Origin of the sequence: Pantoea sp. AS-PWVM4 (genome assembly GCF_000468095.1) — a bacterium.
GTDB classification, from domain to species: domain Bacteria; phylum Pseudomonadota; class Gammaproteobacteria; order Enterobacterales; family Enterobacteriaceae; genus Pantoea; species Pantoea phytobeneficialis.
This window is the reverse complement of record NZ_ASZC01000020.1, coordinates 34,934-58,499: the sequence shown is the minus strand read 5'-3', so window position 1 is coordinate 58,499 and position 23,566 is coordinate 34,934. Positions and strand designations below refer to the sequence as shown.

The window sequence follows — 23,566 nt, the reverse complement described above, 5'->3', positions numbered from 1 at the left end:
ACTCGCTTAATCATGACCTAAGCTGCGGTAGCGTCTACCGCAGCTTTTTTATTGGTGGTACCCCACCTCATCCCGCCGTTCCTGGATGTGTTCATCCGGCGTTTCCGCCACATCCGCTATGCCACTGTTGCCGGCATCAAGGTGGCGGCCACTGTATGCATGCATATGTGGCGGCCCTGGTAACGGTTGCGCGCATGACCCAAACGACAACAGCAGAAAAAACCAGGCGGCCAGCGGCATCTTCCTCATCATCAACTCACCTGCACAATGATCCAAAAGTGCGACCAGCGTGCCTGAACCGATGCAAATTAATGTCAGCGCCACGCAAAGCTACGTGGGCAGCATTGAGCAGATGCGAACAATTATGCCTGTGATTTACGTGCCTTATAGCGCGCCACCATGGTTATCAAGGCCTGGTAGATCAAGCCTGCATACAGGCTCATGACTACCGCCATGCCAGGTTCTTTGCCTTGACTCTGCCAGGAGACGAACCACATAAAAATGCCCCATAGCAGCGAAAACAGCAGCCAGCCTTTAACAAATTTCATCACGCCCTGCATCGTACCCTCCTTTAGATGAGCGCTGACGATAGCGGTTTGTACGCGAGATGACACGAAATGTTGTCTGTGTATGTTAACTGGCTCAAAATTTTGCGGATGGATCGTGGCGGCGCGATCTGTCGCATCGCCAGAGAAGAGGTAATGCCCCACCCGGCGCTTATCTCCGGCACTCGCAATGGCTTAGCTCTTGAAGGGGCATAAGAATCATCTCAAAAATCCGCGCTAAAAACTTAACTTTTATTGCCATGCTTATTATTAGCTAAATAATTATCACTTTGATCAAAAGTGCGCGCGTTCTGTCAGCGGCTCACCATGACATGGGGACTGGATTAATTAATCAACTTTTTGCGACGGGCATCCATGAAAGACAGTTTTTCGCCTTGACCATTGCACGGCACGGCATGCCAGTAAAGGCGCACATAGCCGCCCTGGTGCTTCTGCTTACAGCTCTCCGCCACTTCATACGCTAACCGGGAGGCGTTAAACAGGTTCAGATAATGATCGCTTTTAAGGTCATCTATCACGGCCTGCTTGAGATAGGCGTTTATTCGACTGTCGCGCATCATCGACACGAAATCACGAACAGCCGTGTAGGCAAGGTTCCGGCATTGCAGACGTATTTTGCCCTGGCTGTACCTTTCGCAATTCGAAATGTCTGTTTCTACTGAGCTGAAAAGGAGTGAAACCGGAAACTCCGCGGGAGTCATGACTTTTGCCTCGGCCGGATTTCTTTTCGCTGAGAGTTTGATCATGGGATTCAATGTCATTATCTCTCGCGAAACTGGCTCAAGTTCGGTCGGCAGCTTACTCAAATCAGCGCTTTCCAGCGGCACATAAGGATCATCGTTCTTGAGTAAGGGACCTGACGGCTGTTTAGATTTCAGTACCGTCTCCGTTGAACCGTGTCCGGTGCAACTTGATAAAACAAAAGCAAAAATCAGTAAAACCCAACGTTTCAAAACAGCATACCTACGCAACAACTCAAAGAGGGCCAAGAGGGTAACGCATCTGCACCCTGAAGATCAGCATTCCGTGACGGCGTTTTGTAACAAAAGTATCGTGTGTTTGAGTGACAGGCTCAGGAGCAGCCAGTTGCTGACATTTTCATGGCCTCTAACCTCCGTGGTTACGATCGGTGCTGCCTGTAGTATCAAAGAATAGTTACCTCAGCGTTGCTTATGTACGTCACTCACACTGGCTTAGTTATTGAAAGGGTAAAAATGAACAAGAGCACACCTATGCGCCCTCTGATAATGAAAACCCCGACGCGCACCGGCAATTAATTTCTCGGTTCGTCAACCACAGGGGCTTATGAATTACGGAAGAAAGCTTAAGTCTTCTTCCTTTGGCCCTTAACACTTACAACATTAATGATGTTTTTAGAAATTGTGATTAAGAGAACAATCACGCACATTATTGAAAAAATAGATTTTTAACAGCAATAAATCTCATCAACAAAACCTCATTAAAGCCAAGCCAATTCTAAATTTGAAAGCTATAGTTAGGTCTCACTTGGGATGGTTTATACAGGCATCGCCATGATGATTTAAGCCAATCCAACTGATAATGATTACCGCCTGATTTCGCGCTACCTCATAAGGGTTATAATATGATTCAATCAGCAAGTAGCATTCAGAAACGCAGCGATGAGAAGCGTGGATTTAAACCTAAAACCTATAAACTCTCTTTGACTGCCATCGAGAAGATAGAGTTACTGGCCCGGGAGAAAGGTGTTTCCCAAGGGACAATCATTGCCGATGCAATAATGAACTATGATGGGTCAAAAAAAAGTTAAGCCACGAAATTATGTAATTCAAAACTAAAACACCCGTTCAGGAACTATTTCGGCCATTAAAGAGTGTTGGAACCATATATATCAAATTGCGGACCTCGATAGCGATTTTCAAAACTTTTCTGGCTCGATTCCTACATTCATATCCAGTCCAACGTATCAACACCTGTGACATGTCGCGCCCTCGATAGCAAATAACCCCGCCATTTGGCAGGGTTCCGCTGTTTTAGCTGCATGACTAAGTGACCACTCGTAACTGGCTACAACAGTTTTTGCGTAACGCTGGAGAATTATTTACTATTAATTAGAAATTTTTGAGTATGGCATTGAACGTGGCACCGCCATACATACGACAACCGACGGAGAATGGATGCATGGCACGTAATATGGCCCCGGGCTATTGTATTGTCGAGCGGCCTGGGTCACTTGATTATCAGGCCAGAGAACTGTTCAGAGATACCCGCACTCCAGCTGCTCAGATGTTCATGAGAATGAATACTGATACACCCTGGTTAAAACCCGGGCAGATATTGATTGTTGCCGATCCTGATACACCAGCACCAATGACTTTGCAGGCGCTGTCAGCACTCAGGCAAGCCAAAACAAAAACAAACCAGGCTTTGAACGGAGTCAGCACAGAAGAAGCCAGTTTCATGCAGAAGTATTACGGAGTTATCGCGGGCCTGACAAATGCCGGAGACAAGATTTTCGGTACTGTAGGAGATGCAGGCGAAAAATACTATTCCTCTATAGAACAGACCCTGAAAAAAATCGAGGGCAGCTACCAAAATCAATTCCGCACACAAGGCACCCTTATAAGTCAGCAATTCTTTGTGGAGCGCAATCAGCTATTGAACCAACTGAAAGAACTGGTAAATAAACCCCTTCTCAAGTCTCTAAACCGTTATGCTCTTAAACTTCGGCCTTACGAAGATATGCGCAGAGCATTAAACCTTTCAAGCCGCTCGATCGTTCATGAGTGGTCAACTGTTGGTATCGGTGGAATACCGGGATACTCGAATTTTGTTGGTAATGCAGCCAAAGCAGCACGTTTCCTCAAATACGGTGGATTCATTGGGATTGGTTTTTCTTTTGCTAACACAACAAATGAAGTGGTCAAGAGCTGCACTACAGGCCGTGAGAATGAATGCGAAAGAGTGGCATTCAAAAAATACACTTCGTTTACTGCTTCAACAGCCGGTGGCGTTGGTGGTGGTGCCCTGGGTTCTATTGTTGGTATTGGGATATGTACCGGAATCGGTATTGCAACAGCCGGTGTCGGTGGTGTCGCCTGTGCCGCAGTTGGTTCTGTTGCGGGAGGTTTGGCTGGAAGTTCCGCAGCTGACTTGATTATGGATTCAATATACAAACACCTGGACATCTGACAGCAAATGAAAATTTTTGTAATCGCCGTTATCATTGTTGCCAGCCTGGCTTTTATCGCCTCAATCATCTGGTATGCAATCAACAGGCCCAAGTACTACGAATTATTGAATCGCTTCCAAAGAAAATATACGTTTCCTGCTCCGTACTCATTTAGCTGCATGGTAGGCTTTTTTGGCGCACCACTTATGGCTTACTTTTTCCTTCGACTAAAGAACAGAAAGAACATACTGTTTGTTGAGAAAGCCAGTGATGTATACACCTTTCCGGATAATGACACTATCAAATTAATGTCCTGGTTACCGGTCTTCAAAGGTTTATTAATAATTTGCACGGTTTGCTATTCCTTCCTCATGCTTCTTGCGGTTTTTCTGGAGGCAAAGGACAGATTATTCCCATAGTCTGTATGCTTTATCGTCGGGACAAACAGCCCACTAAGTGGGCTGTGACATGCTAATTCTAAAGCGAGCGGTCCATTTCCAGTTTTACATCAAACATCAACAGACAGCCTTCCACAATACCTTCTGCCATCATGAGTTTTATCCTGATCATTCCCTCAGTGACCTTTAGTTTCTTCACAAATGCATGCCGCACCAACAAAAACGGGAGCCATTGGCTCCCGTTTTGCACTCTACCCGCTAAGGCAGATTACATATTCGCGATAATCGCGTCGCCAAACTCTGAACATTTCAGCAGTTTAGCGCCTTCCATCAGACGTTCGAAGTCATAGGTCACGGTCTTGTTGGCGATTGCGCCTTCCATGCCTTTAACAATCAGGTCTGCGGCTTCGAACCACTCCAGATGACGCAGCATCATCTCAGCGGAGAGGATAACGGAACCTGGGTTCACTTTATCCTGACCCGCATATTTCGGTGCAGTACCGTGGGTCGCTTCGAACAGCGCACATTCGTCACCGATGTTGGCACCCGGTGCGATACCGATACCGCCAACCTGCGCCGCCAGGGCGTCAGAGATGTAGTCACCGTTCAGGTTCATACAGGCGATCACGTCGTACTCTGCCGGACGCAGCAGGATCTGTTGCAGGAAGGCGTCAGCGATGACGTCTTTCACGATGATCTCTTTGCCGGTGTTCGGGTTTTTGAACTTCATCCACGGACCGCCATCGATCAGTTCGCCGCCGAACTCTTCTTTCACCAGCTGGTAGCCCCAGTCTTTGAAAGAACCTTCGGTGAACTTCATGATGTTGCCTTTGTGCACCAGGGTCAGGGAGTCACGATCGTTAGTGATGGTGTATTCCACTGCGGCACGCACCAGACGTTTGGTGCCTTCTTCTGAACACGGCTTCACGCCGATGCCACACTGCTGCGGGAAGCGAATTTTCTTCACGCCCATCTCTTCACGCAGGAACTTGATCACTTTGTCCGCTTCCGGCGTACCGGCTTTCCACTCGATACCGGCATAGATATCTTCGGAGTTTTCACGGAAGATCACCATGTCGGTATCTTCAGGACGTTTTACCGGGCTCGGGGTGCCTTTGTAGTAGCGTACCGGACGCAGACATACGTAGAGGTCCAGCTCCTGACGCAGCGCAACGTTCAGAGAACGAATACCGCCACCAACCGGGGTAGTCAGCGGGCCTTTGATGGCAACGCGATATTCTTTGATTAAATCGAGGGTTTCCTGCGGCAGCCAGACGTCCTGGCCGTAGAGTTCTACTGATTTCTCACCGGTGTAAATTTCCATCCAGGAAATTTTTCGCTCGCCGTTGTAGGCTTTCTTCACAGCGGCATCAACCACTTTCAGCATCACAGGCGAAACGTCAACACCGATGCCGTCACCTTCAATGTAGGGGATGATCGGGTTATTAGGTACTACCAGTTTGCCCTGATCCAGGGTGATTTTCTGACCTTCCGCCGGAACAACTACTTTGCTTTCCATTAACCTCTCCTTCGAGCGATTTTTTGTTAATGATTTGTAAGATGCGCGTCAATACTACTTGAATATTTCCGCCGCGCCAATCACCGCAGTTTCGCGTTATAATGCGCTGATTGTCACCGACTGCAAAGCCCATGCGAAAAACTTCTCAACGAATTCACCAGGATAAACGATTCAGCGGCCCGGCACGTAAGCCTGTCCGCCGTGATACGCGGCCCAAAGGCCCGGTACGCGTCATACTCTTTAACAAACCTTTCGATGTTTTACCGCAATTTAGCGATGAGGCCGGACGCCGCACCCTCAAGGATTTCGTGCCCGTCACCGACGTCTACGCCGCAGGCCGCCTCGATCGCGACAGCGAAGGGCTGATGGTGTTAACCAATGATGGCGCACTCCAGGCGCAGTTAACACAGCCCGGTAAACGGACCGGGAAAATCTATTTTGTGCAGGTGGAAGGCGAACCGCAGGAATCAGATTTATCCCTCCTGCGCACTGGCGTGACGCTGAATGATGGCCCCACCCTGCCTGCAGGTGTCGAGCGCGTCGCCGAGCCGGAATGGCTGTGGCCACGCCAGCCGCCGATTCGCGAACGCAAAGCTATCCCCACCAGTTGGCTGAAGATCACCTTATATGAAGGGCGTAACCGTCAGGTGCGACGCATGACGGCACACATAGGTTTCCCTACCCTGCGCCTGATTCGCTATGCCTTGGGGGAACATCAGCTGGATAATCTGGCACCGGGCGAATGGCGTGATATCAGCGCACAATTTTCAATAACTTCAGGTTAACAATCCGGGAGGATCGATGTTTAAACCTCATGTCACGGTGGCGTGTCTGGTGCAGGCGCAAGGTCAGTTGCTGGTGGTGGAAGAACAGGTCAATGGCCGCGCTACCTGGAATCAGCCCGCCGGTCATCTGGAAGCGGATGAAACCCTGTTGGAAGCGGTACAACGCGAGCTGTTTGAAGAGACCGGCATCACCGCCACGCCGGACTATTTTCTTGGTGTGCAGCAGTGGATCGCCCCGGATAATACGCCTTTTGTGCGGTTCCTGTTTGGCCTGGATCTGGCAGAAATGGTCGCCACTACGCCACATGACGATGACATCGATTGCTGCTGGTGGCTGACGCCAGAGCAGATTATCAGCGCCGATAAGCTGCGTTCGCCGCTGGTGGCGGAAAGTGTGCGGCTGTGGCAACAGGGGGCACGCTACCCTCTGCAACTGGTTGCTCCGTTCCAGTGGCCGTTTCACGAGGGTGCGCACCCGGCTTCCGCGTGCTAGAATACGCCGCCTGTTTTTATCGTAATCAAGAGTGCGTCATGTCTGACAACAGCCAGAAAAAAGTGATCGTCGGTATGTCCGGCGGCGTCGATTCTTCCGTTTCCGCCTGGTTACTGCAACAGCAGGGCTATCAGGTCGAGGGCCTGTTCATGAAGAACTGGGAGGAAGACGACGGCGAGGAGTATTGCACTGCCGCTGACGACCTGGCTGATGCGCAGGCCGTATGTGACAAACTCGGTATCAAATTGCACAAAGTTAACTTTGCCGCCGAGTACTGGGACAATGTTTTTGAGCATTTCCTCGAAGAGTACAAAGCTGGTCGTACGCCGAACCCCGATATTCTCTGTAACAAAGAGATCAAATTTAAAGCGTTTCTCGAATTCGCCGCTGAAGATCTCGGTGCTGACTTTATCGCGACCGGCCACTACGTGCGTCGTCAGGATGTTGACGGCCAAAGCCGCCTGCTGCGCGGCCTCGACGGCAACAAAGATCAGAGTTACTTCCTGTACACCCTGAGCCATGAGCAGGTTGCGCAAAGCCTGTTCCCGGTGGGTGAGCTGGAAAAACCGGAAGTGCGTCGCATTGCCGAGCAGCTTGATCTGATCACCGCAAAGAAAAAAGATTCCACCGGCATCTGCTTTATTGGCGAACGCAAATTCCGCGATTTCCTTGGTCGCTATCTCCCGGCTCAACCGGGCGAGATTGAAACCGTTGACGGCGAAATCGTCGGTGAGCATCAGGGCCTGATGTACCACACCCTGGGCCAGCGCAAAGGATTGGGCATTGGTGGTCGTAAAGAAAGCAATGACGATCCCTGGTACGTGGTCGATAAAGACGTCGCCCGTAACCGTCTGATTGTGGCGCAGGGTGGTGATCATCCGCGTTTAATGTCCGTGGGGCTGATTGCCCAGCAGTTGCATTGGGTGGATCGTCAGCCGATTACCGCGCCGCTGCGTTGTACGGTGAAAACCCGTTACCGCCAGACCGATATCCCGTGCGAAATTATCCCGCACAGCGATGACCGTATTGAAGTGCGTTTTGATGAGCCGGTTGCGGCTGTCACGCCGGGCCAGTCTGCCGTGTTTTACCTCGGTGACGTTTGCCTGGGTGGCGGCATTATTGAACAGCGTCTGCCCTGGGCAGCGGCCTAAGGTCGGCGCTGCCGACGCGTATACAGGAGTAACCGTGGCTAAGAACTATTATGAGATAACGCTGGCACTGGCGGGCGTCTGCCAGGCTGCGCATCTGGTGCAGCAGCTGGCGCATCAGGGTACCTGTAATAATGACGCGCTGAGCGTGTCACTGCGCAGCCTGCTTGATCTCAATCCCGGCTCAACGCTGGCGGTGTATGGCAATGATGAGGCCAACCTGCGGCTCGGGCTGGAGACGCTAATGGCGGTGCTGAACAGCAGCAGCCGCCAGGGTGCCGGTGCAGAATTGACGCGTTACACCCTGAGCCTGATGGTACTGGAGCGCAAACTGCACGGGAACAAACAGGCATTGAACACCCTGGCCCAGCGCATCAGCCAGTTGGATCGCCAACTGGCGCACTATGAACTGGAATCCGACACCATCACCAGCGCGATGGCAGCGATTTATGTCGATGTGATTAGCCCACTTGGCCCACGTATTCAGGTGACCGGCTCCCCACAGGTGCTGCAAAGCTCACAGATTCAGGGCCGCGTGCGCGCCGCGCTGCTGGCGGGTATCCGTTCTGCCGTATTATGGCAGCAGGTCGGTGGTGGCCGCCTGCAACTGATGTTCTCGCGTCAGCGTTTGCTGAGTGAGGCAAAAACCATTTTATCCCGGCTGGGAACGGCGTATTAAACGTCTTTCCGGCATTACGCTTTGTTAAACGATTCAGGAGTTGCACTGATGGAATTATCCTCTCTGACCGCCGTCTCACCTGTCGATGGTCGTTACGGCGATAAAGTCAGCCCGCTGCGCGCGATTTTCAGCGAATACGGTTTGCTGAAATTCCGCGTTGAGGTTGAAGTTCGCTGGTTACAGAAACTGGCCGCGACCGCAGAGATCAAGGAAGTTCCTGCATTTGATGCTGACGCAAACGCTTTCCTTGACGCTATCGTCGCCAATTTCAATGAAACTGACGCAGCGCGCATCAAAACCATCGAGCGCACCACCAACCACGACGTGAAAGCGGTGGAATACTTTCTGAAAGAGAAAGTGGCCGACGTCCCTGCCCTGCACGCGGTATCTGAGTTTATCCACTTCGCCTGTACTTCCGAAGATATCAACAACCTGTCGCACGCGCTGATGCTGGAAACCGCCCGCCGTGACGTGATTCTGCCGTACTGGAGCAAAATCATTGCCGCAGTGAAAGGCCTGGCGCAGGAATATCGCGACATTCCGCTGCTGTCGCGTACCCACGGCCAGCCTGCCACCCCGTCCACTATGGGTAAAGAGATGGCGAACGTCGCTTACCGTATGGAGCGTCAGCTGCGTCAGTTGGGCAACATCGAAGTACTGGGTAAAATCAATGGTGCGGTAGGTAACTACAACGCCCACATCGCTGCCTATCCGGAAGTGGACTGGCACCAGTTGAGCGAAGCCTTCGTTACCTCTCTGGGCATCACCTGGAACCCCTACACCACGCAGATTGAGCCGCACGACTATATTGCTGAAATGTTCGACTGCATCGCGCGTTTCAACACCATTCTGATCGACTTTGATCGCGATATCTGGGGCTACGTGGCGCTCAACCACTTCAAACAGAAAACTATTGCCGGTGAAATTGGTTCTTCGACCATGCCGCACAAAGTTAACCCGATCGACTTCGAAAACTCCGAAGGTAACCTCGGTCTGGCGAATGCGGTGATGCAACATCTGGCCAGCAAACTGCCGGTTTCGCGCTGGCAGCGTGATTTGACCGACTCCACCGTCCTGCGTAACCTGGGCGTTGGCGTGGGTTATGCGCTGATTGCCTACCAGGCGACGCTGAAAGGCATCTCTAAGCTGGAAGTGAACCGCGATCGTCTGCTTGACGAGCTGGATCACAACTGGGAAGTTCTGGCGGAGCCAATCCAGACGGTAATGCGTCGTTATGGCATCGAGAAGCCGTACGAGAAACTGAAAGAGCTGACGCGCGGTAAACGCGTGGATGCGGCCGGTATGCAGGCGTTTATCGATAGCCTGGAACTGCCGGAAGAAGAAAAAGTGCGTCTGAAACAGATGACGCCGGCAAACTACCTTGGCCGTGCGGTCCAGATGGTTGACGACCTGAAGTAATCGCCACCCACGCAGGCGCGCCGCGGCTCGCCTGCGTTAATCTGCGGTTTAGCTGACCTGGCATATACTTTTCTCCATCAATGTGTTGAAAGTAAGGAAATGCTATGCGTGTTCTGGTTGTGGAAGATAATGCGCTGCTGCGTCATCATCTCGCCGTGCAATTGCGCGAAATGGGCCATCAGGTGGATGCCGCAGAAGATGCGAAAGAAGCCGATTATTTTCTCCAGGAGCATGTGCCGGATATTGCGCTGGTCGATCTCGGCCTGCCGGGCGAAGACGGTATGTCACTGATCCGCCGCTGGCGTGGTGATGCCATTCGCCAACCGATTCTGGTGCTGACCGCGCGTGAAGGCTGGCAGGCAAAAGTGGAGGCGCTGGAAGCCGGTGCCGACGACTATGTCACCAAACCTTTCCATATCGAAGAAGTGGCAGCACGTTTGCAGGCGCTGATGCGTCGTAACAGCGGCCATGCTTCCCAGATTATCTCGATGCCTCCGTTTCAGGTTGACCTCTCGCGTCGCGAGCTGACCATCAATGAAGAACAGGTCAAACTGACGGCGTTTGAATACACTATCGTGGAAACCCTGATCCGCAATGCCGGTAAAGTGGTCAGCAAAGATTCGCTGATGTTGCAGCTTTATCCCGACGCCGAACTGCGTGAAAGTCATACCATTGATGTGCTGATGGGGCGTCTGCGTAAAAAAATTCTCGCGCTCTATCCGACGGAAGTGATTAACACCGTACGCGGCCAGGGCTATCGCTTCGATCTCTGATAAATGAACTGGTTGCGTCGTCTGCGTCCCTTCTCACTGCGCGCCCGCTTTTTGCTGGCGACGGCAGCCATTGTGTTGTTTCTGTCGCTCTCCTACGGCATGGTTGCCGTGGTGGGTTATGTGGTGAGTTTTGATAAGAACACCTACCGCGTGATGCGAGGCGAGAGCAACCTGTTTTTTACCCTCGCCCAATGGCAGGACAACAAACTCACCATTGCTCAGCCGGAGCGCATGACGCTGAATTTCCCGACGCTGGTTTTTATCTACGATGAACACGGCAAATTGCTGTGGCAACAGCGCGATGTCCCGGAGATTCGCAAGAAAATTCAGCGCGAGTGGTTACTCAAACCAGATTTTTACGAAATTGATACCAGCAATCGTACCAGCCTGGCGGCGATGGGGAATAACCCGGTGGCGCAGAGGCAGTTACACGCCTGGGATACCGACAGCAACGACACCTTTACCCACTCGGTTGCCGTCAATCGCTACGATGCCACCACCAACTTACCGGCGCTGACGATTGTGGTAGTCGATTCGATCCCGCAGGAACTGCAACATTCGGATGTGGTGTGGTCATGGTTTAGCTATGTGCTGGCCGCGAATCTGCTGTTGGTGATCCCATTGCTATGGCTGGCCGCGCACTGGAGCCTGCGTCCCATTGGCGATCTCACTTCTCAGGTACGCGAGCTGGAAACCAGCCAGCGTGAAAACCTCGATGATAATCCTCCGCAGGAACTGAAGAGCCTGGTTCGCAACCTGAATTTGCTGCTTTCCAACGAACGACAGCGTTATACGCGCTATCGCACTACACTGTCCGATCTCACCCACAGCCTGAAAACCCCGCTGGCGGTGTTGCAGAGTACGCTGCGTTCACTACGCAGCGGCAAAGAGCTGACGGTGGAACAAGCCGAACCGGTGATGCTGGAACAAATCAGCCGTATCTCGCAGCAAATTGGTTATTACCTGCATCGTGCCACCATGCAGGCCGACCATAACCCGTTGCAGCGCGACCTCCATTCCGTCTCCGCGTTGCTCGACAGCCTGTGCTCGGCGTTAAACAAGGTTTATCAACGCAAAGGGGTGGAAATCACCCTCGATATCTCCCCTGAGCTGACCTTTATCGGTGACCAAAACGATTTCATGGAAGTGCTGGGCAACGTACTGGATAACGCCTGCAAATATTGCCTGGAGTTTATTGAGGTCACCGCGCGCCAGACAGACAAAGCCCTGCATCTGTATATCGACGACGATGGTCCCGGCATTCCCGAAAGCAAGCGGGATTTGATCTTTGTACGCGGGCAGCGCGCCGATACGCTGCGTCCCGGCCAGGGCCTGGGTTTGGCGGTGGTGCGCGACATTCTGGAACAATATGCCGGTCAGGTTATCGCCACCACCAGCCCGCTGGGCGGTGCCCGTATGGAAGTCATCTTCCAACGTCAGGAAGTTGAACATCGTCGTGAGTAGAACGGCACGCGGGCTGTTATACTTGCAGGCATTCATGGCCCTAACCGGAACCCTTCTATGGATTATCAGCTCGATCTTAACTGGCCCGATTTTATTCAGCGCTACTGGCAAAAACGCCCGGTGGTGCTCAAACGTGGTTTTAAAAACTTTATTGACCCTATTTCTCCTGATGAGCTGGCCGGTCTGGCAATGGAAAACGAGGTGGATAGCCGCCTGGTGAGCCACAACAACGGCAAATGGCAGGTAAGCCACGGTCCGTTTGAAAGTTACGATCATCTCGGCGAAAACAACTGGTCGCTGCTGGTGCAGGCGGTGAACCACTGGCACGAGCCTTCTGCGGCGCTGATGCGTCCGTTCCGCTTCTTGCCCGACTGGCGCATTGACGATCTGATGATCTCCTTTGCCGTGCCGGGCGGCGGCGTAGGTCCCCATTTCGACCAGTATGATGTGTTTATTATTCAGGGCACCGGACGTCGTCGCTGGCGCGTTGGCGAGAAAGTGCCGATGAAACAGCATTGCCCGCACCCGGACCTGCTCCAGGTGGAACCCTTTGATGCCATCATTGATGAAGAGATGGAACCGGGCGATATTCTCTATATTCCGCCGGGATTCCCGCACGAAGGTTACTCGCTGGAAAACGCGCTAAACTACTCGGTAGGCTTCCGTGCCCCCAGTGGCCGTGAACTGATCAGCGGTTTTGCCGACTATGTGCTGGCGCATGAGCTGGGCAGCTATCGTTATAGCGATCCCGATGTCCCAACGCGTGATTGTCCGTCGCAAATCCTGCCGTCAGAAGTGGAAGGCATCCGTGCGGCGATGTTGGATGTGATCAATCAGCCGGAACAATTTAACCAGTGGTTTGGCGAATTTATTTCCCAGTCACGTCACGAACTGGATATCGCGCCACCTGAGCCACCATATCAGCCAGATGAGATCTACGATGCCCTGCAACAGGGGGACGCCCTGACCCGTCTTGGCGGTCTGCGTGTGTTGACGCTGGGTGATGTGGTGTTCGTTAATGGTGAAAGCGTGGGTTGTAGCCACCCGGAAGTGCTGGCGGCGCTGGCCAATCGTCAGGTGCTGACGCTGGAAGATTTTGGTACTGCGTTGGATGACCCGTCGCTGCTGGCGCAGCTCGCTGCACTGGTCAACAGTGGCTACTGGTTCTTCGCGGACTAACAACAGTATGCACTGAACCGTCACGGCGCGATAAACGCGCCGTGACGGACGTTATTTCTTCTCTGCCACCAGCGCTGCAAGGCGCACAATCACATCCACCGCCTGGGCCATCACGTTGAGTGAAGCAAACTCATGTTTGCCGTGATAGTTGTAGCCACCGGTAAACAGATTCGGGCACGGTAAACCTTTCCACGACAACGCTGAACCGTCAGTACCGCCGCGAATCGGTTTCACGTTTGGCTCGATGCCGCAATCACGCATCGCCTGCAACGCCAGCTCGATAATATGCGGGTGTGGCTCGACCTTCTCCCGCATATTGCGATAGCTGTCGCTGATCTCGACTTTTACTGAACACTCGCCGTGTAATCCCTTGCTGACCCGACGGCCAATCTCTTCCAGCAGCTGTTTACGTTTCGCGTAGTTGTCGGCGTCAAAGTCACGGATGATGTATTGCATCTCGGCATGTTCTACCGTGCCTTTGATGTTGTGCAGATGATAGAAACCTTCATAACCTTCGGTAAACTGGGGTTTCTCCTGCGCCGGAACCTCAGCATGGAAACGCATCGCCAGCTCCAGCGCATTCACCATCACGCCTTTCGCGGTGCCGGGATGAACATTGTTACCGACGATTTTCACCACGGCTGACGCGGCATTAAAGTTCTCGAATTCGAATTCGCCGAGGTCGCTACCATCAACGGTATAAGCCCAGTCGGCGGCAAAATTCTCGATGTCGAAGTACGACGTACCACGACCAATCTCTTCATCCGGCGTAAAGGCGACACGAATCGCACCGTGCGGGATATCCCCTTTGGCAAGGCGCGCCATCGCCGTCATAATTTCCGCCACCCCGGCCTTATCATCGGCACCCAGCAGGGTTTTACCGTCGGTGGTAACCAGCGTATGACCAATCAATTTATGCAATATCGGGAACATCACCGGCGAAAGAATTTCGTCCCCATTGCCGAGGGCAATATCCCCGCCACGGTAGTTTTCAATAATCTGCGGATTGACATTCTTCGCGGTGAAATCCGGCGAGGTGTCCATATGCGAGATAAAGCCAATCACCGGGGTCGGCCAGTCAACATTCGCCGGTAAGGTGCCCATCACGCAGCAATGGTCGCTTAAAGTCACATCAACAAAACCCAGAGCCAGCAGTTCTTCCTGTAACTGACGTGCCAGCGTCCACTGCCCTTCGCTGCTTGGCACCTGTCGTGCCTGCGGTTTTGATTGGGTTTCTACCGCCACATAACTGAGAAAGCGCTCAAGTAATTGATCCATCGGTCATCCCTCTAAAGAACCTGCATTATTATCATAGGTCGCTGGTGACGCGATGTTGCGTCAAATCATTATCCATCAGGTTAGTCCTGTCCTGATGATTTGCTTAATCATCAAATAAAGAAAGATGACTTCCCTGCCAGCGAGTGTCCGTACAGCATACTCCGATTTTTTTCAGACTTTTCAAGGTAATTCCTCGCTGAAACATGGCATTGGTGCTTTTTTCAGGTATTATCCCGCCCTTCATCACGGCAGGCCGTTACCAACGACTATGCTGTAATCAGATCATTTTCAGACTGAGTGACTAAAATGACGCAAACACGCGCGCAACAAGCGCTGGTTACGCTTTCTGGCATCAGTAAAGCTTTCGATGGTAAATCCATCATCTCCGACTTTCAGCTGACTATCCGCCACGGCGAATTTATCACCCTGCTGGGTCCCTCCGGCTGTGGCAAAACCACGATCCTGCGTCTGATTGCCGGACTGGAAGAGGCCGATAACGGTCGCATCATCCTTGATGACAACGATATCACCGACACGCCCGCCGAGCACCGCCATATCAACACCGTGTTTCAGAGCTATGCGCTGTTTCCGCATATGTCAGTATTTGAGAACGTCGCTTTTGGCCTGCGGATGCAGAAAACCCCGACGGATGAGATAACCCGGCGCGTCAACGAGGCGCTGGCGATGGTGCAGCTGGAAAGTTTTGCGCAGCGTCGCCCTCAGCAGCTCTCTGGCGGCCAACAGCAGCGCGTGGCAATCGCCCGTGCGGTGGTGAATCGGCCAAAAGTCTTGCTGCTTGACGAGTCGTTGTCGGCACTGGATTACAAACTGCGTAAGCAGATGCAAAACGAACTGAAAGCGTTGCAGCGTAAGCTGGGTATCACTTTTGTCTTTGTCACCCATGATCAGGAAGAAGCCCTGACCATGTCGGATCGCATCGTGGTGATGCGTGATGGACGGATTGAACAGGATGGCACGCCCCGCGAGATTTATGAAGAACCCGCCAATCTGTTTGTCGCCCGATTTATCGGTGAAATCAACGTGTTTGATGCCGAGGTGTTGAACAGTGATAACGCACCCTGTGTTCGCGCGCGTGTGGAAGGTCGGGAATGTGAGATCCACTGCCCTTTCCCGGTCGTCGCGGGTGATAAATTGCATGTTCTGCTGCGCCCGGAAGATTTGCGTGTGGAAGAGATAGCCGACGACAGCCCCAGCGACCAGCTGATCGGCTATGTTCGCGAACGCAACTACAAAGGCATGACGCTGGAATCTACCGTCGAACTGGAAAACGGTAAGTTGCTGACGGTGAGTGAGTTCTTTAATGAGGACGATCCCGATTTTGACCACTCGCTAAACCAAAAAATGGCGGTGAGCTGGGTGCAAAGCTGGGAGGTGGTGCTGCCGTATGAAACTGATGCGTAATCGCCTGCAAAATTTTATTGTGGCAATGATTGTCGGCTGGCTGGCGCTGTTCGTATTGCTGCCAAACCTGATGATCTTTGTCACCAGCTTTCTGACGCGTGACGATGCGCATTTCGTCAGCATGGTGTTTACCCTCAGTAACTACAGCCGTCTGGTCGACCCGTTATATGCCGAGGTGCTGCTGCATTCGCTGAATATGGCGGTGATTGCCACCCTCTGCTGCTTGCTGCTGGGTTATCCCTTCGCCTGGTGCCTGACCAGGCTGTCGCCCCGCCTGCGGCCGCTGATGTTGTTTCTGCTGATCGTGCCGTTCTGGACCAACTCGTTGATCCGCATCTACGGCCTGAAAATTTTTCTCAGCACCCGCGGCTGGCTGAATGATTTTTTGTTGTGGCTCGGGGTGATCGATGAACCTTTTCGCATTATGTACACGCCGCAAGCGGTGATCCTTGGGCTGATTTATATCCTGCTGCCGTTTATGGTGCTACCGCTCTACTCCAGCCTGGAAAAACTGGACCGTTCCTGTCTTGAGGCGGCGCGGGATCTCGGCGCGAATACGCTGCAACGCTTTATCCGCATCATTTTGCCGCTTACCATGCCGGGGATTGTTGCCGGTTGCCTGCTGGTGTTGATCCCGGCAATGGGTCTGTTCTACGTCTCCGATTTGATGGGTGGCGCCAGAAATCTGCTGATTGGTAACGTGATTAAAAGCCAGTTTCTTAACATCCGTGACTGGCCGTTTGGGGCCGCCACCAGCATCGTAATGACGCTGCTGATGGGGCTGATGCTGTTGTTTTACTGGCGCGCGGCGCGACTGCTGAATAACAAAGTGGAGCTGCAATAATGGCACGCTGGTTACGCGGCAGCTTTATGGCCGTCATTTACGCCTGGTTTTATATTCCGATCATTATCCTGATCGTCAATTCGTTTAATGCGTCGCGCTTTGGCATCAACTGGCAGGGATTCAGTACCCAGTGGTACGGGTTGCTGATCAACAACGATAGTTTGCTCCAGGCGGCACAACATTCGCTGCTGATGGGGGTGCTCTCCGCCAGCTGCGCCACGATTATCGGTTCCCTGACGGCGGTCGCGCTGTATCGTTATCGTTTTCGCGGCAAACCTTTCGTCAGCGGCATGTTGTTTGTGGTGATGATGTCACCCGACATTGTGATGGCGATTTCGCTGCTGGTGCTGTTTATGTTGCTGGGCATCTCACTCGGCTTCTGGTCGCTGTTGTTTTCGCATATCACCTTTTGCCTGCCGTTTGTCGTCATTACCGTGTATTCACGTCTGAAAGGGTTTGATGTGCGTATGCTGGAGGCCGCCAGGGATCTCGGTGCCAGTGAAATCATCATCCTGCGCAAGATTTTGCTGCCGCTGGCGCTGCCCGCGGTGGCTGCCGGGTGGCTGTTGAGCTTTACCCTGTCGATGGACGATGTGGTGGTTTCCTCCTTCGTCACCGGCCCAACGTTTGAAATTCTGCCGTTGAAAATTTACTCGATGGTGAAAGTCGGCGTCTCGCCCGAGGTGAACGCGCTGGCGACAATTTTGCTGCTACTGTCGCTGCTGTTGGTGGCAGCCAGTCAGCTGTTATTGCGCGATAAAACTAAATAGAGGACAACCCATGAATAAATGGTCTCACTGGCTGGCGGCTGGGGCGCTGGCACTGGGCATGCAGAGCGCACAGGCTGACGACAGCAACACGCTCTATTTCTACAACTGGACCGAATATGTGCCGCCGGGGCTGCTGGAGCAGTTCACCAAAGAAACCGGCATCAAGGTGATTTACTCCACCTACGAGTCTAACGAGAGCATGTATGCCAAGCTGAAAACCTGGAAAGATGGCGCGTATGACCTGGTGGTGCCCTCCACTTACTTTATCGCCAAAATGCGCAATGAAGGGATGTTGCAGAAAATTGATAAGTCTCAGTTGAGCAACTTTCACAACCTCGATCCGAATCTGCTCAACAAACCGTTCGATCCCAATAACGATTACTCGATCCCCTATATCTGGGGTGCAACCGCGATTGGCATCAATACCGACGCCATTGACCCGAAAAGCGTCAGCGGCTGGGCCGACTTGTGGAAGCCGGAATATAAACAAAGCCTGCTACTGACCGATGATGCACGCGAAGTGTTCCAGATGGCGCTGCTTAAGTTGGGATACTCGGGCAACACCCGTGACCCGAAGGAGATCGACGCGGCTTATGAAGAGTTGAAAAAGCTGATGCCGAACGTGCTGGCCTTCAACTCCGATAACCCAGGCAACCCTTATATGGAAGGGGAAGTGAATCTCGGCATGATCTGGAATGGTTCCGCCTATGTTGCGCGTCAGGCCGGCACACCGTTGCAGGTCATCTGGCCGAAAGAAGGCGGTATTTTCTGGATGGATAACCTGGCGATCCCGGCCAATGCCAAAAACAAGGCCGGCGCGCTGAAGTTGATAAACTTCCTGCTACGCCCGGAAGTCGCCGCAAAAGTGGCGGAAACCATTGGTTATCCGACGCCAAATCTGGCGGCGAAGAAATTGTTGCCGAAAGCGGTAGCGGAAGACCCGTCGCTGTATCCCTCCGCAGACGTGATTAATCACGGCGAGTGGCAGAATGATGTCGGCGATGCCAGCGTGCAGTACGAGACATTGTTCCAGAAGCTCAAAGCGGGACGTTAACAAAAATGCGCGATAAATCGCGCCGCTACGAGACCTGCATGTATTGTAGCGGCGCGATTTATCGCGCGGATTTTTGTCTATTTATACAACCCACGCAGAAAGGTGTGCACAAACTCCGGCACCACAACGCTCGCCAGGCCGTACTGACCTTCAGCAAATTCGTTACCGATATGGCTGGGTTCCAGATTCAGTTCCACTGTATGCGCGCCCTGTATTTTCGCCTCATGGACAAAACCGGCCGCCGGATAGACATGACCAGAGGTGCCAATCGCGATAAAGAGGTTGGCGCTATCGAGTGCCTGATAAATCTCTTCCATCCCCAGCGGCATTTCGCCAAACCACACCACATGCGGACGCAATGCGGAAGGGAACTGACAGCAGGTGCAGCGGTCATCCGGGGTGAGATCGTCGGTCCAGTCAATCACCTGGCCGCTGCTGACACAGCGCACTTTCAGCAATTCACCGTGCATATGCAGCACGCGTTGGCTACCGGCGCGTTCGTGCAAATCATCGATATTTTGCGTCACCAGCAGGAAGTTATCGCCCAACACCTGCTCCAGCTCCGCCAGGGCCAGATGCGCCGCATTGGGTTGGATGTCAGGTTGTTGCAGTTGACGCCGACGCGCATTGTAAAACGCCTGTACCAGCGCCGGATCGCGGTGAAATCCTTCCGGGGTGGCAACATCTTCTACCTGATGTTCTTCCCACAGGCCATCCGCCGCGCGGAAGGTGCGAATGCCCGATTCCGCTGATATTCCCGCCCCGGTTAACACCACCACACGCGGTAAGGGATGCGCGGCCAGCTCGGCTTTACGATCGCGTTCAAAAATACGCTGGCGAAAGCGCTGATGCACTTTACGACGCGTTTTTTTATAGCGGGCGAGTCGTAAGCGACGACGGGGTGTGCGCATAAAGGCTCCTTAATCTGCGCAGCCGCGATACCGCCGCTGCGCCTGTTTGCGGTTACTGCCCGCTCAACACGCGGGCCGGGTCGATGCGGCTGGCGCGACGGGCCGGATACCAACTGGCGAGCAGGCTCAGAATTATAGCCGTGGCCAGGACGGAAATCACATCCAGCCAGTGCAGCTCTGACGGCAGGAAGTCGATAAAGTAGATATCTCCGGCCAGCAATTGATGGCCTGTAACATGTTCCAGGCCGCGCATAATCGGTGTCAGATTCAGTGCCACCAGCACGCCAACCACCACGCCACTGACGCTGCCCAGCAACCCAGCGAGCAGCCCGTACCAGATAAAGATGGCGCGAATCAGGCCATCCTTCGCCCCGAGCGTGCGCAGCACCGCGATATCGCTACTCTTATCCTTCACCGCCATCACCAGCGTCGAGACGATATTGAAGCAGGCGACGCCAATCACCAGCACCATCGCCAGATACATAATGGCGCGGATCATCTGAATATCACGGTACATATAACCGTAAGTCCCAATCCAGCTACGGATATAGACGTACGAATGGGTCACTTCACCGGCGTCACGCACCAGTTTCTGCGCCTTGAAGGGGTCGCTCATCTTCAGCGCGATACCGCTGACGCTGTCACCCATATCCAGATACGTTTGTGCATCAGCCAGCGGCACCAGCGCCAGGCTGTGATCCAACATGCCGCTAAGTTGCAGAATACCGCTCACCTGCAAACGGATACGTTTCGGCTGAAGCAGCTTATTTTCGCCATCATTGTTGGGGATCATGATGGTGATCCAGTCACCCTGCTTCACGTTTAGCGACTTAGCGATACCACCGCCCAAAATGATTTGCTGTTTTCCGGCCGCAAATTGTGACCAGGCATCACCGGCAACAAAACGCGGCAGCGCACTGAGGCGTGGTTCCTGTTGCGGATCCACCCCTTTGACCTGGAGCGCCTGTAACTTCGCGCCGCTCTCAATCAAGCCGGTAAAGTTGACGTAAGGGGCAGCGGCGGCAATACCCGGCACCTGCTCGATCGGCGCAATCATCGGCTGCCAGTTGCGAAACGGCTGGTTTACCGGCTCGATTTCACCGTGCGGCACCACCGCCAGAATGCGGTTATTCAATTCCCGTTCGAAGCCGTTCATCGCACTCAGGCCGATGATCAACACCGCCACGCCCAGCGCGATACCGACGGTGGAGATAATCGAAATCAGCGACACCATGCCGCCACGCCGACGGCCACGGCTGAAGCGCAGCCCCAGCAGCAGGGATAACGAAGGCGTCATTACTGCGCTCCCAGCGTTAAATGTTCGCTCAACTGACCGTCGCGCATCTCCATCTGACGGCTGAGACGTTTCGCCAGCTGTAAATCGTGTGTCACCACCAGAAATGCGGTGCCCTGGCGGGTATTGAGTTCACCCAGCAACTCAAAGATCGCATCAGCATTCCGGGCATCGAGGTTGCCGGTTGGCTCATCCGCCATCACCAGACGCGGGCGATTCACCAGCGCACGGGCAATCGCCACACGCTGCCGCTCACCACCGGATAACTCGGAAGGACGGTGCGCAGCGCGTTTCTCCAGCCCAACGGCCGCCAGCATCTCACGGGCGCGCGCTTCCGCTTCACCTTTGGCAGCTTTGCCAATCAGCAGCGGCATCGCCACGTTTTCCAGCGCGGTGAAATCCGGCAGCAGGTGGTGGAACTGATAAATAAAGCCCAACTCGCGGTTGCGCAGCTCCGCTTTGGCCGAAGAGGACATCGCATTCAGCGATTTACCATCAAAGATTACATCGCCAGAGGTTGGCGCATCCAACCCGCCCAGCAGATGCAGCAAAGTACTCTTACCGGAACCGGAGCTGCCGACAATCGCCGTCAGTTCACCGGGTTGCAGGCTGAAAGCCACGTTGCGCAGCACATCGGTCTGCACGCTGCCTTCCTGATAGCGTTTGCACAGGTCACGACACTGCAACAAAGGGGTGTTACTCATAACGTAAAGCCTCAGCGGGTTGAACGGCGGCAGCGCGCCATGACGGATAAAAAGTAGAAAGCAGCGCCACGGCCATCGACACCAGCGCAATGGTGACCACCTGCCAGACATTGATGTCTACCGGCAACGCGGCACCATCGAGGAACAGGCCAATCACCGGCAGCAAATGGTTGAGCTGGCTGGCGAGTAACACCCCCAGCAGCGTGCCGAGCAGCGCGCCGATAATACCGGCGCTGGCGCCCTGCACCATAAACACCGCCACAATCTGTCGACGGGTTAAGCCCTGGGTTTGCAGAATCGCCACTTCGGCCTGCTTTTCCATAATCAGCAGGCCCAGCGAGGTAATGATGTTAAACGCGGCGACAGCAATGATCAGACTGAGCAGCAGCCCCATCATATTTTTCTCCATGCGTACCGCCTGGAACAGATCGCCTTTGCGCTCGCGCCAGTCTTTCCACACCAGGCCATCGGCCAGTTTTTGCTGGCTGAGGGTATCGACGTCGAGCGGTTTGTCCAGCCACAGACGCCAGCCGGTAATGTTGCCGAGCGGATAGCGCATCACGCGTGAGGCATCCTGCTGATTCACCAGGATCTGGTAGCCGTCCACTTCGCTGTTGGCGGCGTAGGTACCCGCCACGGTAAAGATACGCTGGCTCGGCACGCGACCCACCGGCGTAAACTGGCTGACTGACGGCACCATCAGACGCAGCTGGTCGCCACGTTTGACGCCCAACTGCCCGGCCAGTTGCTCACCGAGAATCACGTTGTATTGTCCGGCTTGCAGCACGCTCTGCGGAGTATTGACCAGATAAGGGGTTAAGGGGTCTTTTTCGTCCGGGTTGATGCCAAGCATCACCCCGACTGAAACATTATGGGCGCTTTGCAGCACCACATCGGCCGTGGTCAATGGCGCGACACGGCTGACGCCCTGCAAATTAAGGCTTTGCGCCGTGAGTTGCTGCGGATTGATGCTGCCTTTATCGCTGGTCACCAGCGCCTGCGGCATCAGACCGAGGATATTGCCCTCCAGCTCGCGCTCGAAGCCGTTCATCACCGACAGCACTGTCACCAGCGCCAGCACTCCCAGCGTGATGCCGATAGTGGAGAGCCAGGAGACGAAGCGACCGAAGCGGTCTGAAGCGCGGCCACGCATGTAGCGCAGGCCGATGAATAACGCGACTGGTTGATACATGAGATCCGTCTTGGCAGTAGCCTGAAAATAAGTAGTGGGATGATAAAGGAGCCGCCTGCTTTATGAAACCTCTAACCCTCTGAGTCTGCGGCAAAGTTGCGTCAAAATGCGTCGCATAGCGACCTCATGCACAAAAAAGCGACAAAATAATGACGTTAATTGTACGTTTATTGGTCAGCCGCTGCGGTAAACTACACTAAGTAGTGATGTTGAGTGTGGGGGTACAACATATGCTCAAGTTTCCCAAAGGCAGTATCGTTAAACACAAATCGGGTGAAATTAAAGGCGTGATCGTCAACGTGTTCGAGCAGGGTGATGCGCCAACCGGTTATTACGTGAAGTGGGACGACGGTAACCACAGTTATCATCTGGAACAGGAACTCTCCTGGGCCAACGTCGATCGACCGCGTATGCATTATACGCAGCAATCAATTAAGTAACGGAACCGGGAAAAAAGCACCGCGACAGGTGATCCTCAGGGCGGATTGTGGAATGATGACGCCCTGGAATAAAAGGAGAGAAT

The 23,566-nt window shown here is 53.4% G+C and carries 25 protein-coding genes; 15 read left to right on the top strand and 10 right to left on the bottom strand.

Annotation, left to right across the window (positions count from 1 at the left end; translation table 11 throughout):
* Positions 1 to 48 precede the first annotated feature (48 nt).
* The 3 genes from L579_RS18190 to L579_RS18180 all read right to left on the bottom strand — a co-directional run bounded on the left by L579_RS18190 (position 49) and on the right by L579_RS18180 (position 1,519).
* Positions 49 to 324 carry a hypothetical protein gene (locus L579_RS18190; RefSeq protein ID WP_235056625.1) on the bottom strand — a complete coding sequence of 92 codons (276 nt, stop codon included), beginning with the start codon at positions 322 to 324 and terminating at the stop codon, positions 49 to 51.
* Positions 325 to 362: 38 nt separating this feature from the next.
* Positions 363 to 560 (bottom strand): DUF6404 family protein, encoded by a 198-nt coding sequence (locus tag L579_RS18185; RefSeq protein ID WP_021185645.1) that lies wholly within the window; start codon positions 558 to 560, stop codon positions 363 to 365.
* Between the two features lie 329 nt (positions 561 to 889).
* A complete protein-coding gene (locus tag L579_RS18180; RefSeq protein ID WP_152521910.1) occupies positions 890 to 1,519 on the bottom strand; it encodes a hypothetical protein in 630 nt (209 codons plus the stop codon).
* A 650-nt stretch (positions 1,520 to 2,169) separates the two neighbouring features.
* Here L579_RS18180 and L579_RS18175 point away from each other — a divergent pair.
* Together L579_RS18175 and L579_RS18170 are read left to right on the top strand one after the other, a co-directional pair.
* Positions 2,170 to 2,355: a hypothetical protein gene (locus L579_RS18175; RefSeq protein WP_036627391.1), complete on the top strand. Its 186-nt coding sequence runs from the start codon at positions 2,170 to 2,172 to the stop codon at positions 2,353 to 2,355.
* Between the two features lie 371 nt (positions 2,356 to 2,726).
* Positions 2,727 to 3,737: a hypothetical protein gene (locus tag L579_RS18170; protein ID WP_021185643.1), complete on the top strand. Its 1,011-nt coding sequence runs from the start codon at positions 2,727 to 2,729 to the stop codon at positions 3,735 to 3,737.
* Positions 3,738 to 4,194: 457 nt separating this feature from the next.
* Here L579_RS18170 and L579_RS24285 read toward each other — a convergent pair whose 3' ends face one another.
* A complete protein-coding gene (locus tag L579_RS24285; protein WP_255341966.1) occupies positions 4,195 to 4,314 on the bottom strand; it encodes an antiterminator Q family protein in 120 nt (39 codons plus the stop codon).
* A 69-nt stretch (positions 4,315 to 4,383) separates the two neighbouring features.
* Positions 4,384 to 5,634: an NADP-dependent isocitrate dehydrogenase gene (icd, locus tag L579_RS18160; RefSeq protein WP_013508701.1), complete on the bottom strand. Its 1,251-nt coding sequence runs from the start codon at positions 5,632 to 5,634 to the stop codon at positions 4,384 to 4,386.
* Positions 5,635 to 5,765: 131 nt separating this feature from the next.
* Between icd and rluE the strand changes: the two genes are divergently transcribed.
* The 8 genes from rluE (at position 5,766) to L579_RS18120 (ending at position 13,574) form a co-directional block, all read left to right on the top strand.
* Positions 5,766 to 6,419, top strand: coding sequence for a 23S rRNA pseudouridine(2457) synthase RluE (gene rluE, locus L579_RS18155; RefSeq protein ID WP_021185642.1), 654 nt, complete (start codon positions 5,766 to 5,768; stop codon positions 6,417 to 6,419).
* 16 nt (positions 6,420 to 6,435) lie between these two features.
* Positions 6,436 to 6,912 carry an NUDIX domain-containing protein gene (locus L579_RS18150; protein ID WP_021185641.1) on the top strand — a complete coding sequence of 159 codons (477 nt, stop codon included), beginning with the start codon at positions 6,436 to 6,438 and terminating at the stop codon, positions 6,910 to 6,912.
* A 38-nt stretch (positions 6,913 to 6,950) separates the two neighbouring features.
* Entirely contained in the window at positions 6,951 to 8,063 is a 1,113-nt protein-coding gene (mnmA, locus tag L579_RS18145; RefSeq protein ID WP_021185640.1) for a tRNA 2-thiouridine(34) synthase MnmA, read from the top strand.
* Positions 8,064 to 8,097: 34 nt separating this feature from the next.
* Complete coding sequence (gene hflD, locus L579_RS18140; protein ID WP_013508697.1) at positions 8,098 to 8,739, top strand: high frequency lysogenization protein HflD; 642 nt, start codon at positions 8,098 to 8,100, stop codon at positions 8,737 to 8,739.
* Positions 8,740 to 8,787: 48 nt separating this feature from the next.
* On the top strand, positions 8,788 to 10,158 hold the full coding sequence (gene purB, locus L579_RS18135; RefSeq protein WP_021185639.1) for an adenylosuccinate lyase: 1,371 nt from the start codon (positions 8,788 to 8,790) through the stop codon (positions 10,156 to 10,158).
* Between the two features lie 104 nt (positions 10,159 to 10,262).
* On the top strand, positions 10,263 to 10,931 hold the full coding sequence (gene phoP, locus L579_RS18130) for a two-component system response regulator PhoP (RefSeq protein WP_021185638.1): 669 nt from the start codon (positions 10,263 to 10,265) through the stop codon (positions 10,929 to 10,931).
* Between the two features lie 3 nt (positions 10,932 to 10,934).
* Complete coding sequence (phoQ, locus tag L579_RS18125) at positions 10,935 to 12,395, top strand: two-component system sensor histidine kinase PhoQ (RefSeq protein ID WP_021185637.1); 1,461 nt, start codon at positions 10,935 to 10,937, stop codon at positions 12,393 to 12,395.
* A gap of 57 nt (positions 12,396 to 12,452) precedes the next feature.
* The gene (locus L579_RS18120; protein ID WP_021185636.1) at positions 12,453 to 13,574 is read left to right on the top strand and encodes a ribosomal protein uL16 3-hydroxylase; all 1,122 of its coding nucleotides are present in this window, start codon (positions 12,453 to 12,455) and stop codon (positions 13,572 to 13,574) included.
* A gap of 51 nt (positions 13,575 to 13,625) precedes the next feature.
* On the opposite strand, the gene pepT is transcribed toward L579_RS18120, so the two are convergent.
* Complete coding sequence (pepT, locus tag L579_RS18115) at positions 13,626 to 14,852, bottom strand: peptidase T (RefSeq protein WP_021185635.1); 1,227 nt, start codon at positions 14,850 to 14,852, stop codon at positions 13,626 to 13,628.
* 306 nt (positions 14,853 to 15,158) lie between these two features.
* On the opposite strand from pepT, the gene potA reads away from it, so the two are divergent.
* The 4 genes from potA to potD are packed head-to-tail and all read left to right on the top strand — an operon-like array spanning position 15,159 to position 18,942.
* Entirely contained in the window at positions 15,159 to 16,274 is a 1,116-nt protein-coding gene (potA, locus tag L579_RS18110) for a spermidine/putrescine ABC transporter ATP-binding protein PotA (protein WP_021185634.1), read from the top strand.
* Complete coding sequence (gene potB, locus L579_RS18105) at positions 16,267 to 17,118, top strand: spermidine/putrescine ABC transporter permease PotB (protein WP_200864680.1); 852 nt, start codon at positions 16,267 to 16,269, stop codon at positions 17,116 to 17,118. The genes potA and potB overlap by 8 nt, the downstream gene beginning before the upstream one ends.
* Positions 17,115 to 17,888 carry a spermidine/putrescine ABC transporter permease PotC gene (potC, locus tag L579_RS18100; RefSeq protein WP_036627384.1) on the top strand — a complete coding sequence of 258 codons (774 nt, stop codon included), beginning with the start codon at positions 17,115 to 17,117 and terminating at the stop codon, positions 17,886 to 17,888. The genes potB and potC overlap by 4 nt, the downstream gene beginning before the upstream one ends.
* 10 nt (positions 17,889 to 17,898) lie before the next feature.
* Entirely contained in the window at positions 17,899 to 18,942 is a 1,044-nt protein-coding gene (gene potD, locus L579_RS18095) for a spermidine/putrescine ABC transporter substrate-binding protein PotD (RefSeq protein WP_021185631.1), read from the top strand.
* Positions 18,943 to 19,019: 77 nt separating this feature from the next.
* On the opposite strand, the gene cobB is transcribed toward potD, so the two are convergent.
* The 4 genes from cobB to lolC are packed head-to-tail and all read right to left on the bottom strand — an operon-like array spanning position 19,020 to position 23,043.
* Positions 19,020 to 19,853, bottom strand: a complete 834-nt coding sequence (gene cobB, locus L579_RS18090; protein ID WP_021185630.1) for a Sir2 family NAD+-dependent deacetylase — start codon at positions 19,851 to 19,853, stop codon at positions 19,020 to 19,022.
* Between the two features lie 52 nt (positions 19,854 to 19,905).
* Positions 19,906 to 21,150, bottom strand: a complete 1,245-nt coding sequence (gene lolE, locus L579_RS18085) for a lipoprotein-releasing ABC transporter permease subunit LolE (protein ID WP_021185629.1) — start codon at positions 21,148 to 21,150, stop codon at positions 19,906 to 19,908.
* Positions 21,150 to 21,851, bottom strand: coding sequence for a lipoprotein-releasing ABC transporter ATP-binding protein LolD (lolD, locus tag L579_RS18080; RefSeq protein ID WP_021185628.1), 702 nt, complete (start codon positions 21,849 to 21,851; stop codon positions 21,150 to 21,152). Before lolD ends, lolE begins: the two co-directional genes overlap by 1 nt.
* Positions 21,844 to 23,043: a lipoprotein-releasing ABC transporter permease subunit LolC gene (gene lolC, locus L579_RS18075; RefSeq protein WP_021185627.1), complete on the bottom strand. Its 1,200-nt coding sequence runs from the start codon at positions 23,041 to 23,043 to the stop codon at positions 21,844 to 21,846. The genes lolD and lolC overlap by 8 nt, the downstream gene beginning before the upstream one ends.
* A 230-nt stretch (positions 23,044 to 23,273) precedes the next feature.
* On the opposite strand from lolC, the gene L579_RS18070 reads away from it, so the two are divergent.
* Positions 23,274 to 23,483 (top strand): hypothetical protein, encoded by a 210-nt coding sequence (locus tag L579_RS18070; RefSeq protein WP_021185626.1) that lies wholly within the window; start codon positions 23,274 to 23,276, stop codon positions 23,481 to 23,483.
* Positions 23,484 to 23,566 lie beyond the last annotated feature (83 nt).

Bases quoted from the DNA above. Each gene is read 5' to 3' on its own strand.
- L579_RS18185 (WP_021185645.1), bottom strand. From the start codon at position 560: ATGCAGGGCGTGATGAAATTTGTTAAAGGCTGGCTGCTGTTTTCGCTG.
- L579_RS18175 (WP_036627391.1), top strand. From the start codon at position 2,170: ATGATTCAATCAGCAAGTAGCATTCAGAAACGCAGCGATGAGAAGCGT.
- L579_RS18170 (WP_021185643.1), top strand. From the start codon at position 2,727: ATGGCACGTAATATGGCCCCGGGCTATTGTATTGTCGAGCGGCCTGGG.
- icd (WP_013508701.1), bottom strand. From the start codon at position 5,634: ATGGAAAGCAAAGTAGTTGTTCCGGCGGAAGGTCAGAAAATCACCCTG.
- rluE (WP_021185642.1), top strand. From the start codon at position 5,766: ATGCGAAAAACTTCTCAACGAATTCACCAGGATAAACGATTCAGCGGC.
- L579_RS18150 (WP_021185641.1), top strand. From the start codon at position 6,436: ATGTTTAAACCTCATGTCACGGTGGCGTGTCTGGTGCAGGCGCAAGGT.
- mnmA (WP_021185640.1), top strand. From the start codon at position 6,951: ATGTCTGACAACAGCCAGAAAAAAGTGATCGTCGGTATGTCCGGCGGC.
- purB (WP_021185639.1), top strand. From the start codon at position 8,788: ATGGAATTATCCTCTCTGACCGCCGTCTCACCTGTCGATGGTCGTTAC.
- phoP (WP_021185638.1), top strand. From the start codon at position 10,263: ATGCGTGTTCTGGTTGTGGAAGATAATGCGCTGCTGCGTCATCATCTC.
- phoQ (WP_021185637.1), top strand. From the start codon at position 10,935: ATGAACTGGTTGCGTCGTCTGCGTCCCTTCTCACTGCGCGCCCGCTTT.
- L579_RS18120 (WP_021185636.1), top strand. From the start codon at position 12,453: ATGGATTATCAGCTCGATCTTAACTGGCCCGATTTTATTCAGCGCTAC.
- pepT (WP_021185635.1), bottom strand. From the start codon at position 14,852: ATGGATCAATTACTTGAGCGCTTTCTCAGTTATGTGGCGGTAGAAACC.
- potA (WP_021185634.1), top strand. From the start codon at position 15,159: ATGACGCAAACACGCGCGCAACAAGCGCTGGTTACGCTTTCTGGCATC.
- potB (WP_200864680.1), top strand. From the start codon at position 16,267: ATGCGTAATCGCCTGCAAAATTTTATTGTGGCAATGATTGTCGGCTGG.
- potD (WP_021185631.1), top strand. From the start codon at position 17,899: ATGAATAAATGGTCTCACTGGCTGGCGGCTGGGGCGCTGGCACTGGGC.
- cobB (WP_021185630.1), bottom strand. From the start codon at position 19,853: ATGCGCACACCCCGTCGTCGCTTACGACTCGCCCGCTATAAAAAAACG.
- lolE (WP_021185629.1), bottom strand. From the start codon at position 21,150: ATGACGCCTTCGTTATCCCTGCTGCTGGGGCTGCGCTTCAGCCGTGGC.
- lolD (WP_021185628.1), bottom strand. From the start codon at position 21,851: ATGAGTAACACCCCTTTGTTGCAGTGTCGTGACCTGTGCAAACGCTAT.
- lolC (WP_021185627.1), bottom strand. From the start codon at position 23,043: ATGTATCAACCAGTCGCGTTATTCATCGGCCTGCGCTACATGCGTGGC.
- L579_RS18070 (WP_021185626.1), top strand. From the start codon at position 23,274: ATGCTCAAGTTTCCCAAAGGCAGTATCGTTAAACACAAATCGGGTGAA.